Annotated in this window: 16 protein-coding genes and 1 other annotated feature (1 of these 17 only partly in view); of the genes, 15 read left to right on the top strand and 1 reads right to left on the bottom strand. The window is 38.6% G+C overall.

Going from position 1 to position 14474, the window contains the following annotated elements; genetic code table 11:
* Window positions 1–76: a binding site (T-box leader), on the bottom strand (it extends 168 nt beyond the left edge of the window).
* 115 nt (window positions 77–191) lie between these two features.
* On the bottom strand, window positions 192–761 hold the full coding sequence (locus tag I5J82_RS18030) for a GNAT family N-acetyltransferase (RefSeq protein ID WP_233096679.1): 570 nt from the start codon (window positions 759–761) through the stop codon (window positions 192–194).
* Window positions 762–905: 144 nt separating this feature from the next.
* Between I5J82_RS18030 and I5J82_RS20565 the strand changes: the two genes are divergently transcribed.
* The 15 genes from I5J82_RS20565 (at window position 906) to I5J82_RS17955 (ending at window position 14442) form a co-directional block, all read left to right on the top strand.
* Window positions 906–1652 (top strand): L,D-transpeptidase family protein, encoded by a 747-nt coding sequence (locus I5J82_RS20565; protein ID WP_198769182.1) that lies wholly within the window; start codon window positions 906–908, stop codon window positions 1650–1652.
* A 177-nt stretch (window positions 1653–1829) separates the two neighbouring features.
* Window positions 1830–2642 (top strand): ABC transporter ATP-binding protein, encoded by an 813-nt coding sequence (locus I5J82_RS18020; RefSeq protein WP_198769181.1) that lies wholly within the window; start codon window positions 1830–1832, stop codon window positions 2640–2642.
* Between the two features lie 69 nt (window positions 2643–2711).
* Complete coding sequence (locus tag I5J82_RS18015; RefSeq protein WP_198769180.1) at window positions 2712–3662, top strand: iron-hydroxamate ABC transporter substrate-binding protein; 951 nt, start codon at window positions 2712–2714, stop codon at window positions 3660–3662.
* 29 nt (window positions 3663–3691) lie between these two features.
* Window positions 3692–4735 carry a FecCD family ABC transporter permease gene (locus I5J82_RS18010; RefSeq protein ID WP_198769179.1) on the top strand — a complete coding sequence of 348 codons (1044 nt, stop codon included), beginning with the start codon at window positions 3692–3694 and terminating at the stop codon, window positions 4733–4735.
* Window positions 4732–5742, top strand: a complete 1011-nt coding sequence (locus I5J82_RS18005; protein ID WP_198769178.1) for a FecCD family ABC transporter permease — start codon at window positions 4732–4734, stop codon at window positions 5740–5742. The genes I5J82_RS18010 and I5J82_RS18005 overlap by 4 nt, the downstream gene beginning before the upstream one ends.
* 93 nt (window positions 5743–5835) lie before the next feature.
* Window positions 5836–6255 (top strand): VOC family protein, encoded by a 420-nt coding sequence (locus I5J82_RS18000; protein ID WP_153238175.1) that lies wholly within the window; start codon window positions 5836–5838, stop codon window positions 6253–6255.
* Window positions 6256–6345: 90 nt separating this feature from the next.
* The gene (locus I5J82_RS17995; protein WP_198769177.1) at window positions 6346–7302 is read left to right on the top strand and encodes a heme-dependent oxidative N-demethylase family protein; all 957 of its coding nucleotides are present in this window, start codon (window positions 6346–6348) and stop codon (window positions 7300–7302) included.
* Entirely contained in the window at window positions 7299–7754 is a 456-nt protein-coding gene (locus I5J82_RS17990) for a dimethylamine monooxygenase subunit DmmA family protein (protein ID WP_198769176.1), read from the top strand. The genes I5J82_RS17995 and I5J82_RS17990 overlap by 4 nt, the downstream gene beginning before the upstream one ends.
* A 12-nt stretch (window positions 7755–7766) precedes the next feature.
* Entirely contained in the window at window positions 7767–8723 is a 957-nt protein-coding gene (locus I5J82_RS17985) for a PDR/VanB family oxidoreductase (RefSeq protein WP_198769175.1), read from the top strand.
* A 23-nt stretch (window positions 8724–8746) separates the two neighbouring features.
* Window positions 8747–9916, top strand: coding sequence for a hypothetical protein (locus I5J82_RS17980; RefSeq protein ID WP_198769174.1), 1170 nt, complete (start codon window positions 8747–8749; stop codon window positions 9914–9916).
* Window positions 9917–10030: 114 nt separating this feature from the next.
* Window positions 10031–11200 (top strand): MFS transporter, encoded by a 1170-nt coding sequence (locus I5J82_RS17975; protein WP_198769173.1) that lies wholly within the window; start codon window positions 10031–10033, stop codon window positions 11198–11200.
* A gap of 95 nt (window positions 11201–11295) precedes the next feature.
* Window positions 11296–11526: an excisionase family DNA-binding protein gene (locus I5J82_RS17970; protein WP_198769172.1), complete on the top strand. Its 231-nt coding sequence runs from the start codon at window positions 11296–11298 to the stop codon at window positions 11524–11526.
* Window positions 11527–11567: 41 nt separating this feature from the next.
* On the top strand, window positions 11568–12401 hold the full coding sequence (locus I5J82_RS17965; protein ID WP_198769171.1) for an STAS domain-containing protein: 834 nt from the start codon (window positions 11568–11570) through the stop codon (window positions 12399–12401).
* Between the two features lie 126 nt (window positions 12402–12527).
* Window positions 12528–13868: an FAD-binding oxidoreductase gene (locus tag I5J82_RS17960; protein ID WP_198769170.1), complete on the top strand. Its 1341-nt coding sequence runs from the start codon at window positions 12528–12530 to the stop codon at window positions 13866–13868.
* A 46-nt stretch (window positions 13869–13914) separates the two neighbouring features.
* Window positions 13915–14442 carry a M15 family metallopeptidase gene (locus tag I5J82_RS17955; RefSeq protein WP_198769169.1) on the top strand — a complete coding sequence of 176 codons (528 nt, stop codon included), beginning with the start codon at window positions 13915–13917 and terminating at the stop codon, window positions 14440–14442.
* Window positions 14443–14474 lie beyond the last annotated feature (32 nt).

The following is a 14474-nucleotide window of genomic DNA, read 5'->3' as shown; positions in this document are numbered from 1 at the left end:
AACATCGGCTTTCACCAAGCGCCGATTCTCTGGGGGACAGTAATCAAATCTTACTCTTTCTCGTCATTGACTTTAATATTATTTGTAAGTTTATCTCCCTAAAAGAGTAAAGTCAACAACAAATTCTGAAAACATTGAAAAATTGAACGAGCAGCAGTTCAATTGTTCCAAAATGAAATAAGAATAACAGCTTATAAAAGCAGCCCCATAACAACGGTGTTATGATAATTTCCTTTAATAAAATTATCGTGCTTTAACAAACCTTCCTTCTCAAAACCCAATTTCTTATATAGTTCAATCGCTTTTGAGTTGTTCTCATTCGTTACAAGACTGATCTTTTTCGTAATGCCATTTAAACGTGCCCACTCCAATAGTTCATTCATTAAGATTTTTCCCAATCCCATGCCTGTGTATTTTTCGGAAACGACAATACCAAGTGTTCCAACATGTTTCGTTCTTTCTTTTTGTGGTGAGTTAATGGTTGCGATCCCAATTATCTTTGAATCTATTTCGGCAATCAGCATGATAGAATTCAATTCTTTGGAAGTTGCGGTGATGTAATCTTTATATTCCTGAAGGTCTAGCTTAAATTCACCGGCCCCAAAGGATAAAAAATCACTTTCGCCGCCAACAACATTATAAAAGTTAATCATGTTTTGAGCATCGTCGGTGGTGACTCTTCGTATATTAACATTCGATTGATTTTTTAAGTAAACGTTACGCATCATTCCATCTTCTTTCTGTTCAAATATATAAGACAAATATAACCTACCAGTCTATTCACCGTACAAGCTTAATATTCATGTTTTTTTGATTAAATTTTTAACAAAAGTAGTAATGCATCTCCTATACCCTCGCATAGAATATGAGGATTTGTTATTTCAATAAAGAATAGGAGAGAAGGAATGAAAACGAAAAAAGTACTGATTGCATTACTGATGTTTGGTTTTATGTTCTTACTTGTTCAACCAGCAAAGGCTGCCGCTTCATCATTTATCGTTATAAATAAATCTACAAACCAGCTAGCATATTTTGAGAATAATAAATTATCAAAGGTGTTTAAAGTGGCTACTGGTAAACTGCCGTCCTATACACCAGAGGGTAAGTTTAAAATTGTAAACAAGATCACAAATCGGCCTTATTATACAGGTAACATACCAGGTGGAGATCCGCGTAATCCATTAGGAAATAGATGGCTAGGCTTAAACGCAAAAGGAACATGGGGAACGACGTATGCCATCCATGGAAACAATAATGCTAGTTCCATAGGAAAATATGTGAGTGCAGGCTGTATCCGTATGTACAACAATGAGGTGCAGTGGTTATACGCAAGAATTTCAGTAAATACACCTGTAGTGATAACAACTTCAGGTAAATCATTCCCTGCTCTAGCTGCAGCGAATGGATATAAAGTAACAAACAATTCAACGGTGCCTGTATTCTCAGTCGTTAATCTAAAGAAGGGTAGCCGTGGAGCTGAAGTCATGGAGCTTCAACGTAGGCTTACAAACCTAGGGTATAGCACAAAAGGAATCGATGGTGTATTTGGAGCCAATACTGATGCAGCTGTTCGCAAGTTTCAGAAAGCTAAGAAGCTCACAGTTGATGGTGTAGTAGGTCCAGCGACTAAGAAAGCGTTAGGTATGTTCTAAATAATGTGAGATCAGCCTTGATATACAAAGGCTGATTTTTTTATATTAAAAATTAAATTCCCGTTGACACTCTCCGTGATATCCAATAAAATGAGAACGAGATTGATAATCATTTTCAATTAAGTTCGATATTATAAATATAATTCAAATTACTGTTATAGAAGGAGGGCGAATAAAGTGTCTAGACTGTATGCTGAGCATTTGCAAATCTCATATGGTGAACGAGACATCGTTAAAGATCTTAACATTTCCATTCCAGACGGTAAGATCACGACAATCATTGGACCGAACGGTTGTGGGAAGTCAACGGTTTTGAAAACGTTGTCGCGTATTCTGAGTCCTAAATCCGGAGTGGTTTATTTAGATGGTAAAGCCGTCAGCAAAGAATCTACGAAAAAGATTGCCCAAAAGATGGCGATTCTTCCTCAGTCACCAGATTCACCAGAAGGACTTACGGTTGGTGAGCTTGTTTCTTACGGAAGATTTCCTTATCAAAAAGGCTTCGGAAAGCTCACAAAAAAAGATTATGAAGTGATAGATTGGGCATTAGACGTCACAGGCGTCCTCGAGTTCAAGGATCGATCCGTAGATGCGCTTTCAGGTGGGCAACGCCAGCGTGTATGGATCGCAATGGCATTAGCCCAAGAAACAGATATCATTCTGCTGGATGAACCGACTACATACTTGGATTTGTCTCACCAGTTGGAAGTTCTAGAGTTGTTAAATCATTTAAACCGCTATGAGAAGAGAACGATCGTAATGGTCATTCATGATTTGAACCACGCAGCTCGCTTTGCTCATCATATGGTCGCGATGAAAGACGGTTCTATCTTAAAAGAGGGTATGGCTGAGGAAGTTATGACTCGCACGGTTCTTCGCAATGTATTTAACATTGATGCAGAGATCGGTATCGATCCAAGAACGAGAAAGCCAGTATGTTTAACGTATGATCTGATTAAGAATGTAAAGTTGGTTGAAAACTTGGCGTAAGTATTCGCCTTTCTTTTTTAAAGTTAATTGAGAATGATTTTTATTGTCAAATACAGGGGGATAACAAAAATGAAAAGAACAACAAAACAATTACTCGTTAGTTTTATGACATTGCTTTTAGTGTTTGTACTAGCTGCATGTGGAAATAAATCAGAAGAAGACGCAAGTTCTGGTAAGAAGGAATCGTCGAAAAAAGAAACGAGAATTTATAAAGATGAAAAAGGTAAAGAGATTGAAGTGCCAGCTGAACCGAAACGTGTTGCAATGATGGCAGCTACATACGCTGGTAACTTGCTAGATTTAGGAATTACGCCAGTCGCGGTAAATGAATACCCGAAGCAAAACAAATTTTACGGAAACAAACTAGACAAAGCTGAAGTAGTTACTGCTGATTCTTATGAAAAACTATTAGAATTAGATCCGGATCTTATCATTACGTATTCTGATGACAAAAATATTAAGAAATATGAAGAGATTGCTCCAACTGTTACAATGACATATGACAAATATGATTACATGGAACAGCACGTAGAGATCGGAAAGATGGTTAATAAAGAAAAAGAAGCGAAGGCATGGGTAGAAGAGTGGAAGAAGAAAGCTGCTGATGCTCGTGAAAAAGTAAAATCAGCGATCGGTGAAGACAAGACGTTCATGGTTATGGAGGCATACGGAAAAGACATGTATGTATACGGTAAGAACTGGGGCCGTGGTACAGAAGTGATCTACCAAGCGCTAGAACTTAAAGCTCCTAAGAAGTTAGAAGAAGATGTATTTGGTCCAGGCTGGAAAGCAATTTCTACCGAAGTGATCCCAACATACGCTGGAGATTATATCTTTGTAGGAACTGGAGCAGGAAATCCAGATAACTCATTCATGGAGTCAGATGTGTGGAAAGAGTTGCCGGCTGTGAAAAACGGTAACGCAATCAAGTTTGATTCAGAGTCATTCTATTTCAATGACCCGATCTCGCTAGAAAAAGAACTAGATATGATCGTTGAAGAGTTAACGAAAAAGAAATAACAAGCACTTTATAAAAAGGGACAAACGCTATGTTCAAAACAAAAACCAAGCTTATACAAGAAAATAAAGTGTATTCTAGGCCAGCGGTAGGGACAGCTATTTTACTGTTAGGGTTCGCACTTCTTTTGTTGAGTATCGTTCTTGCGATATCAGTGGGAGCCGCTAAGATTCAGTTTCTGACAGTATGGAACGCTGTGATCAACTATGATCCTACTAGGGAAGCTGACCGTATCATTATGAGTCTACGATTACCGAGAGAGCTTGGTGCAGCAATAGTCGGTGCGGCGTTTGCTGTGAGTGGAGCAATCATGCAAGGGATGACTAGAAACCCGTTAGCAGACCCAGGTCTACTTGGTTTGAATGCGGGAGCAAGCCTCGCTCTAGCTTGTGTGTTCGCTTTTAATACAGAAGCGAACTACCTTACCGTGATGATTCTATCCTTTATTGGTGCAGGAATAGGTGCTGTGTTAGTATTCGGACTCGGCTCCATGAGCAGAGGTGGATTGACTCCAATCCGAATTACGTTAGCAGGTGCAGCTGTTTCTGCACTGCTTTCTTCTTTAGGAGAAGGCATTGCATTATATTTTAAGCTTTCTCAAGATCTTGCGTTTTGGACAGCAGGTGGTGTGTCAGGCACAAACTGGGCTCAACTGAAAATTATCGTACCTGTCGTGTTGGTTGGAATTATTGTAGCTGTTATGTTCTCAAGGCAGTTAACCATTTTAAGCTTTGGTGAAGAAGTAGCGCGAGGCCTTGGTCAACGAACCCTATTTACGAAAATAGTCCTCATGATTGTGGTGTTGATCTTAGCAGGCGCTGCAGTTTCACTCGTTGGTGCCATTGCATTTGTAGGTCTTATGGTTCCGCATATCGTGCGCTTCTTAGTTGGAACAGATTATCGATGGATCATTCCATGTTCCGCGATCTTCGGAAGTGTGCTCATGGTATTGGCAGATACGTTTGCCCGAACGGTAAACGCTCCTTATGAAACACCAGTCGGTGCAGTAGTCGCTATGATCGGGGTACCTTTCTTCCTCTACCTTGCAAGAAAGGGAGGAAGAAAATTGTCATGATGAATGCACGCCAGATTAAGAGAATAAGAGTAACGACGATTGCGGCGATTTTATTGCTGATAGCCGTGTTTATTATAAGTGTGGCAACTGGTTTTGCGTCATTAACACCTTCAGAATTATTTCGAACCATAATGGGGCAAGGAACGCCGAGAGAGAATCTCATTCTTTTTGAGTTCCGTTTACCACGCATTATTGTTGCTATTCTTGCGGGGATGGGGCTCGCTGTGTCTGGTGCCATCCTCCAAAGTATAACGAAGAACCCGCTTTCAGATCCTGGTATTTTAGGAATAAATGCTGGTGCTGGTCTGATGGTTGTGGTGTATATTATGTTTTTTACAGTGGAAACCACAAGCTTTTTATACGTATTGCCGTTGTTTGCATTATTCGGCGGAATGCTAACAGCGTTTGTGATCTACATCATGTCTTACATAAAAGGCGAGGGTGTTGAACCGACCCGGCTCGTCTTAGTCGGTGTGGGTTTAGCCGCCGCTTTGTATGGAGCGACATTAACACTTTCTACAAGATTAGATATGGAAGATTATTCGTTCATGGCGAACTGGATGGCAGGTAGGATTTGGGGCGATGATTGGACGTTTGTTTTATCGTTGCTGCCATGGATCTTGCTGCTGATTCCTTATACGATGTTTAAATCCAATGTATTAAATACGTTGAATCTGCACGAGAACGTATCTGTCGGTGTGGGTGTGAATGTAAGCAGAGAACGAATTTCTTTGATCATGATCTCGGTAGCACTTGCTTCGGCTTCTGTAGCAGTCAGTGGTGGAATTGGTTTTGTAGGATTGATGGCTCCTCACATCGCACGTTCACTAGTAGGTCCGAGACACCAAGTCTTCCTTCCCGTTGCAGCTTTAGTCGGGGGCATCTTACTCCTGGCAGCTGACACGATTGGAAGAGTAGTACTAGATCCTAGTGGAATACCAGCAGGGATCATTGTGACCATCATTGGGGCACCGTACTTTATGTATTTATTGGCACGTAAAAATTAAATAATCTGTGAAGGTGGTCCTTTCTTAGTAGGAGCACCTTTTTGCTTAAATGCCTACAACCCTCTATAATGCTAGTTAAATGAGGTGAACGTGATGAGACTAGATCATACCGGCATTGCCGTGAGACGAATAGACGAAGCGATTGAATTTTATACGAATGTACTAGGCGGAAAGCTGACTGAACGTTATACGAGTGAAAAGCCTGGAGTGGAGACGCACATTGCCGTTATTGAGCTTGAAAATCAGGTGATCGAACTTCTGGAACCTACGAGTAAAACATCTCCGATCGAGCGATTCATCCGACAGAAGGGAAAGGGTGTGCATCACCTGGCTTATGAAGTGGATGATCTTCTTCAAACGATTGATGACTTTGAAGCTAGAGGCTATACCTTTTTAAAAGATACGTATCGAACAAATCCTTTCGGCAGAAGGTTAATTTATATGAACCCCGCACATTCACAAGGACAGATTATTGAGCTGTGTGATTATCCGGACAAGAAGAAGGAGAGCTGACTTGTTAAAAGTTGGTTCTTTCATTTTCTTTCCAAAACCATAGATTTTCCTTACAATTAATTGAAAGAATATTCTGTAAAGGGTGAAGGTATGAAGTGGACAGGTAATCTTGCACATTTTCCTTATCCGTTTAAACATTCAACGTATCGTTATTCCAACAACTCCATCCCCATGAAACTGCCTTTCAGCATAGAGGTTACCCCGAGCTACAAAACAGAGATATTATTAAAACGAAAATTATTAAATGATTACCCAGAACGTTGTTATCAATCGTTGCCACATTCTATTACGGGACAGTGGGAGATTGTTGAGCTCGTGATCGATCATTTAGTTTCACAATACCCACAAGATTTTTCAGTAGAGAAAGAGAATACTAATTGGATTTTTACTAATAAAATATTGGACGAAAAGGTAGAGTTTATTTTTGGAGATGAACACTCTCTTTCTTGTGAGCCGTTGTTCTTTATTAGCCATCATGTGCAAGAAGACCTTATTTACATGAGACAGCGTGACGATAATCTGTATTTAGATGCAGGACAGCTTTGTTTTCCTGCCAACTGGTCTCTCGCCTTTAACATAGGGATGGAATTTAAAAACATTCACCATCCTATCCCAGGGTTTAAGGAAGAAGGATTAGATCAACGAATCCTGCAATTTCTTATGAGGTTAGAGACAGGGACTCCTTGGGAACGTCTGAATTGGTCGCTTATGGCAGGAGATAGACTTGATACATCTCTTGAAACCTTTGATCAGTGGGGAAAGCTGCGCAAACAGGTTACGAAGGAGAACGCAGGTAATCTTGTTCACATTCGCGTAGAGGTACAGAAGTTATTCCGGTTGCCACGAACGAATAGCATTCTCTTTTCCATTCATACACACTTGCTGTCTCTTGATCAACTAGCATCAAACAAAGATTGGCTGCAGCAATTTTACAAAATCCTATCTGAACTTCCCGCCCATATTGTTGAATACAAAGGAATCTCCACCTATAAAAAAGCTGTGTTAGATTACTTGGAAAAACAGCTCCAACAGGTGAAGACGTTATGAGCATGGATGCAGTCTTGATTAAAGGAAAAAGAAAATATATTTTTTGTTCAGATAAGCATGGACTCAGAGTATTAAGTAATGTGTTCGAACAGGTGAAAAAAGAGAAATTAGCTTATGAGTGGTATCATTTTTCTACTGAAAAAAGGGAGTTGCTAGAAGAATTTCTAAGTAAGCAAAAGATGGGAACCTTTCTTTATGTAGTGTTACCTTATTCTGAAGTTCATATCGTACAAACAATGGCCACTCGTATCGGTTTTTCGAGTGATGAGGCACAATTTATTGGTTATGGTGAGGAATGGATTAGCATTTTCTGTTGTCGTTGTCATGGGTTGAACAGAGGAGAAGAACAACAAACTGAACTAACTTGCCATCAATGTAAATTAAAGCTTGAAGTGTCAGACCACTATTCTCAAGTACACCATGCATTTTTAGGCTATCCAGCTACAAGTTAGGAGGGAGTCTATTTGTCTATCGAATCTACTCTATTTGTACGAGTTACCTCTATAGAAAAGATAACAAAGCAGGTTAAAAAGTTTACGCTGTCTCCAGAAACGGGAAAGGAACTTCCAAGATTTAGTGGAGGTGCGCATATTTCTACTTACCTAAAAACATCGACAGGACTTATTGTGAGACAATACTCTTTAATAAGTCATCCAGACGATATTACGAAATATGGAATTGCTGTTCGATTAAGTGAGAATTCTAAAGGTGGATCACTCCACTGGCATCAGGATATGAAAGTGGGAGATCGACTACAAATAAGTTACCCAAAAAATCATTTTTCTCTTAGCTTTAAAGCGAGACATCACGTGTTTTACGCGGCGGGCATCGGGATTACCCCATTCCTTTCTATGATGCAGGACCTTTCCGTTCAGAATCAAACCTTTGAGCTTCATTACGCCTCAAAATCTGAGGATAGCTGTGCTTTTTATTCCTACATAAAAAAACACTACCCTAATCAAAGCCACTTTTACTTTTCCGATCTAAAACAACGTTTGCAAACAGCCTCCTTAGAAAATCATCCAATCGGTACGCATGTTTATTTTTGTGGACCTGAAGGGTTTATTGAGCAGTTTAGGGCAGGAGCAGGGGAGCTAGGATATCCTGAAACTACAGTGCATTATGAGCGATTTTTACCAACTCGGATTAAGCAAATGAAGCCTTTTAAGGTTGTGCTTAATAATGGGAGTGAATTAACAGTAGAAGAGAATCAAACACTTCTAGAAGTATTGTTAGCAAATGGTATTGATATTCTGTACTCGTGTAGAGTAGGTAGATGTGGTACGTGTGAAATTCCAGTCGCTGAAGGAAAGGTTGAACATTTAGATGATTTTCTTAGTGCACAACAAAAGAAGGAGCAAAATTGTATTTTAGCCTGTGTTTCACGTGGTCAGTCAGATAAACTATTGTTAAAGATTTAAAATTTGGTCAAAGTGAGGTAGTTATGCACGGGGAAAATGGAAAATATACGGACAGATTTCTTTGGTATCATTGGATAATATTATTTGGATTTATACTATTTTTTGGTGGTATGACAGCATTGATCACCAAGGAAGCAATCGAAATGTTGGAAAATCAACCTGTCTTAGGTTCTATATTATTGCTAGTTTCATTATTTTTGATTGGTATTATCCTATACATGTTATTAGGATCTATAAGGCAGTCCAGAAACGTAACGGATTGGGAGCTTACTGACAAGGGGTATGTAACGACAAAAACAAATCTAGAAACCAACGAGATACAGCGTTCAGAATTTCGTTTCTCAAGTGCTATTAAATGTCTAATCTCGCCATTATCAGAAAGTATATATCAAACCAATTCCCTTGATACGAAAACACGTTACTATAAATATATAACACTGAATATTGTTTATCGAAAAGAAGATGGGAAACTCGATGTATTTCGATTCGCAGATTATAGAGAAGAAGAGCTCTACCCATGGCTTCTAAATTTACAGGAGCACAATGTGCCGCTTGAAATTACCGAGTTTGAGTTAACAGAGGTTCCAGCAATAGATTTTTTAGATGTTGTGGTAAAAGAGGTTGATCGGCGACCCTATATTTTAAAGGATTCTTTAAAAGACCTTGGTTTAAAGGTAGTGACGACTGAGAAGCCAAATCTTTACACATTGGCAATGACTAAAAGACTTATGCAAGAAGATTTATTTGTGAAAAAGAAGCTTGGAAACAAGTTAATATTTTCGGCTCAGTTCTTCATAATGGTACTTTTTCTACTTCTCTTTCACAATCAATATAATAGTGATGAAACATTGACATGGCCAACCAAGGTAACTTTCTATTTCGTATTTACCATCTTCTTAACTCTGTATTTATATGGAGTACCACAATTAAAAAAAGGATTCTATTTTAATTTTGCGGGGCTTTTTATACTTCAGTGGATATTGGGAATGATGTTAGTGAATTATGGTATCTTGAATATACCCGAAAAATTTGAAGTGGGATTATTTGGACATATTATTATGTTCATGTTAGCTTCACCTCTTATCAGTATTCTGGCTTATATGATAAGAGATATTAAACCAGCAACCTACCATGAAAAATACAGAAAAGATCTTGAAAAGCTCAAAGACGATCAATTTACTGCTTCAAGCTAAATCTTATAAAAAGTGATTCACAAGGTGTATAATTTAAAAAGTTAATATAAGGGGAGTCTGACTGGATTATTTCAGCAGACTTTTTTATTTTATAAATGATAGGAGTTTTTATTTGTGAAGCACCGCAGATTGTTAGTCTATCTTGTTGCACTTGCTGCGTTTCTCGGTCCTTTTTCTCAAACGATCTACGTACCTCTTATTCCTGAGGTGACGAAAGAACTTCATACAACACCTTTCTTGGTTAACTTTTCAATCTCGATCTACACGATTTTCCTCGCTTTAATGCAGATGGTTTATGGACCGCTTACGGATTCGATCGGAAGGCGTAAAGTGATGCTATCGGGCATCCTGATTTATTTAGTGGCTACTATCGGATGTTATTTTTCTTCATCTATCGAATTTCTGTTAGTGTTTCGCTCTCTGCAAGCTATAGGCATTGCTGCGGGTTCAGTTGTAGCGGTAACGGTTATTGGTGATCTTTTCGAAGGAAAAGAGCGGATTCAACCTATGGGAACGTTTCAAATGATGGTATCACTAGGACCAGTTTTAGGTCCTGTAGTTGGTGGTTTTTTAAGTGCTTCATTTGATTTTCACATGATTTTTATTGCATTAATCTGTGTTGGATTCGTCATCTTTGCAGGAAATTTTATCTTTTTGCACGAAACAAAACCAAGTACATCAAAAAAACAGAACTTCAAAATTTCAGATTTTCTTACAATTTTGCAAAACCGTATAGGGTACACCGTGATCGGTTTGGGATTCATTCAATATTACGCTCTGTATAACTTTCTAGTATTTCTACCGGCAATAATGAGTGAAAGGTATTCGTTATCCGTTGAACAGAAAGGTCTAGTTTTTCTGCCACTATCACTCGGAATTGTAGTGGGAAGTTTTATTGGAGGCAAAATGAGAAAATACAATGAACGAAAAGTGATTGTATACTCTGCTCTTTTGAACGTAATCTCTCTATTGTTGTTTATCTTAGTCTCAGATGTATCTCTAATCTTATTGATCATTTCAATCTCATTTTTTGGTCTGTTCTTAGGTATGTCATTACCCGTTCAGACAGCTCTCCTTACACAAGAGTTTCAAGCCAATCGCGCCACTGCTATTGGTGCTTATAACTTTTTCAGATATATGGGAATGTCGATCGGCCCCTTGTTAGGTAGTTTTCTGTATCATTTGGGGAGTTATGGCTTGGTTTATGGATTTGTAGACGTAACGTTACTCCTTTTTGTCATTTTGATGAAAAAACATTTAATACAAAATAAAAAAATCTACTAATTAGATTTTAGAAGTAATGAATTAGGGTATATTGAATCCATACCGTTCTTGCTGTAAGCTAAGATTAAACAAAAGTTAGACAGGATGTATGATTCATGTACCTTACTATAAAAGAAACGGCTGAATACTTATCAATGCCTGAAGCGGTAGTAGAAAGCTTAGTTCAGCAGAATAAAATCCGTACAATCTTTGACGGTCAACAGCATCTTATTAACAAAGAACAGTTCAATACACATTTTGAACAGTTAGAAAAGTATAAGAAGATGGTTGAGGAGTATTTGAGCGAACCCATTCCTGAAGATTGGGACGCAAAAGACGAAGATTAAAATATTGATAAAATAGGGTAGATGGGGAGAGTGGAAAAGAGATGCATAGAGATAAGGAGCTGCATTCTTTTTTAATTGAAAAAACTTGGCAGTTGACGGAAGATTGGTACCGATCAATTGATAAATCAAAGGCCACGGGGGTATATGCTTCCACGAATCCCGATACGATAGAAACGCTTAAACAGCAAAATCATGAATTTCATGTTCATTTCTGTGAGGTTTTTGTAACAGAAGAAAGTAAGTTCCTAAAAGATTTTGAAAAGTGGGTGTTAATGATTGCTCAAGATGATGAGCACTTGAACACACCTTTAACTGTCATCATGAAAGAATTCTTCAATGTACAAAAGCAGTATTTGAATTTAGTACAAGAATTCGTTAATCTTCACCAAGGGGAATATCCTCAAACGATCATCGATGCCTGGAATGAAATTATTATTGAAACATTTAATAAAATTGTGACCTGGTTTGTTGAAGAAAACCAGAGATATAGCGAGGAAAAATTAATTGCGCAGCAAGAGATGATCAATGAGCTTAGTTCACCTGTCATCGCACTTAATAATCATATGGGTCTTCTGCCTTTAATCGGTGTGATCGACACACAAAGAGCAAAGTATATTGTAGAAAATACGCTCGAACAGTGTACTGAAAAAGAGATTACACATCTCTTTATCGATCTCTCGGGTGTTTTAATCATTGATACGATGGTCGCTCAGCAAATTTTCTCACTTATCGAAACACTTGGCCTCATAGGAGTAAAGTCAACCTTGTCTGGCATCCGTCCTGAAATTGCAATGACCGCTATTCAATTAGGTCTATCCTTTGAGAAGGTTTCCATAAAGTCGAGCCTCGCTCAAGCGATCGGTTCACAACAATAACGAATAAATGCACGAAGACCAGGAGATCAGAGACCTGGTCTTTTATTTTTGTATACCAGAATTTAGCCATGCCAACTCCTCATAAACTTTAAAATGTAACTCATTTTTTTAAAAGGGTGTTGAGGAATGGATATCTTTCAAGGTTTAACGGGGGAAATAGTTTTACCTGATGATCCGCAATATGACATTGCACGCCAAGAATGGAACAGAGCTATTCAAAAATTTCCTAGTGTTATTGTTTATTGTTCTGAATATGAAGATGTGAGCCGTGCCATTCTTTGGGCCCAAAAGTATGGGAAGGATATAAGAATTCGATCAGGGGGTCATCATTACGAAGGCTATTCGACTGGTAATGGTGTTTTGGTCATAGACATCAGTCGCTTAAATGAAGTCGCTATTAATGAGGAAGATGGAACAGTTAAAGCTCAAGCAGGTATTCAAAACAAAGATCTCTATCAAGCGTTAGGTTCTAGAGGATATCCATTTCCAGGAGGAACTTGTCCAACTGTAGGCGTAAGTGGTTTTGTTCTTGGTGCAGGGTGGGGATTCTCTAGCCGGTTGTTTGGCTTGGGTTGTGACTGCTTGGATGAACTGGAGTTAATCAACAACAAAGGTGAAATTTTAAAAGTGAATGAAACAGAAAACAGTGATCTGTTTTGGGCATGCAAAGGTGCAGGAGGAGGCAACTTTGGAGTGGTTGTTTCCTTGACGTTCAAACTGCCGCCTAAAGTAGAACAAGTGACACTGTTTGAGCTATATAAGCCTGGTGCCGCAACAAAAGAGCTAGGCAAGTTTTTACGAATATGGCAAAAGTGGCTTGTAAATTTAGATGATCGAATGTGTTTGAATGCTAGCATGTATAATGCTGTTTCAGAAGGACTTGCTATCTTTGGCAGGGGATTTTTTTATGGAACGAAGGAAGAAGCGTTAAAACTGTTAAGCGTTTATAAAAAAATAGACGGTTTTCAGATTTCTGCCAAATCTTTAACCTTTTTAGAAGCTGTTACGGAAGTTCAGTCTACTTATCCCCCATATGAAAAGTTTAAATCGACCGGACGCTTCGTATACAAAGAATACGATCGAGAAGAAGTGGAAGCAATCGTGAATCTTGTAAAAAAACGTGCGGAAGGTTCCGTGTTTGCAGCACTTACCGTGTATGCAATGGGCGGCCAGATTCGAAATGTCAGCAAAACAGAGTCTTCTTTTTACTACCGAAAAGCACGCTATATATTAGGCATACAATCCGTATGGGAAGATTCTGCCGTTGCAGAAGACAATAGAAGATGGGTAGAAAAAAGGTTCAAATATTTGGAGACCATTACCAAAGGATCATTTGTGAATTTCCCATATGGTGAACTGAAAAACTATGAGAAAGAGTATTTTGGTAGAAATGTTGAGAGGCTTCAACGAATCAATCAAAAATACGATCCTAAAAGAGTGTTTTCTTTTCCGCAATCCATTCGTTGATATAAACTGTAGGTAGAGTGCTGCATTACAAAAGGAGTTTGTTTCATTGAAAATATTCAAAAGTATACTGTTTCTCGCGGTCCTTGCATCTATCTTTTATCTAATCACATTGGAATGGAAAAAGAGAAATACACCTCTGCCTACAGAGTTGCATCCTATTGTGGCAGAAAACCGTGATATTTTGATACAAAAAGCGTCTGAAAAAGGGATTAATATTGTCATTACGGATGATTTTCGATCTGCAGCAGAACAGGATCGCCTGTATGAACAAGGGCGTTCAAGAGAAGGGACCATTGTTACTCATGTTGAAGGTGGAGAATCTTATCATAACTACGGTCTAGCGATTGATTTTGCTCTTAAGCTGGATGATGATTCTGTCGTCTGGGATCTAGAACGAGATGATAACCAGAATGGACAGTCTGATTGGATGGAAGTTATCGAGATTGCGAAAAAATTAGGATTTAAATCGGGGGCAGACTTTCAAGGAAGTTTTAAGGACTATCCGCACCTTGAGATGGACTTTGGGTTAAGTATTCGGGAGTTGCGGTATGGGGAAAGGCCACCCAAACAATAAGAGTTTAATGAGCTTGTAATTAATTAATTTGT

Source organism: Fictibacillus halophilus (genome assembly GCF_016401385.1).
GTDB classification, from domain to species: Bacteria; Bacillota; Bacilli; order Bacillales; family Fictibacillaceae; genus Fictibacillus; species Fictibacillus halophilus.
Note: the sequence above shows the minus strand (reverse complement) of the source record. Positions and strands in the feature narration are given on the sequence as shown.

Bases quoted from the DNA above. Each gene is read 5' to 3' on its own strand.
- I5J82_RS17980 (WP_198769174.1), top strand. From the start codon at position 8,747: ATGCACGGGGAAAATGGAAAATATACGGACAGATTTCTTTGGTATCAT.
- I5J82_RS17990 (WP_198769176.1), top strand. From the start codon at position 7,299: ATGAGCATGGATGCAGTCTTGATTAAAGGAAAAAGAAAATATATTTTT.
- I5J82_RS18015 (WP_198769180.1), top strand. From the start codon at position 2,712: ATGAAAAGAACAACAAAACAATTACTCGTTAGTTTTATGACATTGCTT.
- I5J82_RS20565 (WP_198769182.1), top strand. From the start codon at position 906: ATGAAAACGAAAAAAGTACTGATTGCATTACTGATGTTTGGTTTTATG.
- I5J82_RS17995 (WP_198769177.1), top strand. From the start codon at position 6,346: ATGAAGTGGACAGGTAATCTTGCACATTTTCCTTATCCGTTTAAACAT.
- I5J82_RS17960 (WP_198769170.1), top strand. From the start codon at position 12,528: ATGGATATCTTTCAAGGTTTAACGGGGGAAATAGTTTTACCTGATGAT.
- I5J82_RS17970 (WP_198769172.1), top strand. From the start codon at position 11,296: ATGTACCTTACTATAAAAGAAACGGCTGAATACTTATCAATGCCTGAA.
- I5J82_RS18000 (WP_153238175.1), top strand. From the start codon at position 5,836: ATGAGACTAGATCATACCGGCATTGCCGTGAGACGAATAGACGAAGCG.
- I5J82_RS18010 (WP_198769179.1), top strand. From the start codon at position 3,692: ATGTTCAAAACAAAAACCAAGCTTATACAAGAAAATAAAGTGTATTCT.
- I5J82_RS17965 (WP_198769171.1), top strand. From the start codon at position 11,568: ATGCATAGAGATAAGGAGCTGCATTCTTTTTTAATTGAAAAAACTTGG.
- I5J82_RS18005 (WP_198769178.1), top strand. From the start codon at position 4,732: ATGATGAATGCACGCCAGATTAAGAGAATAAGAGTAACGACGATTGCG.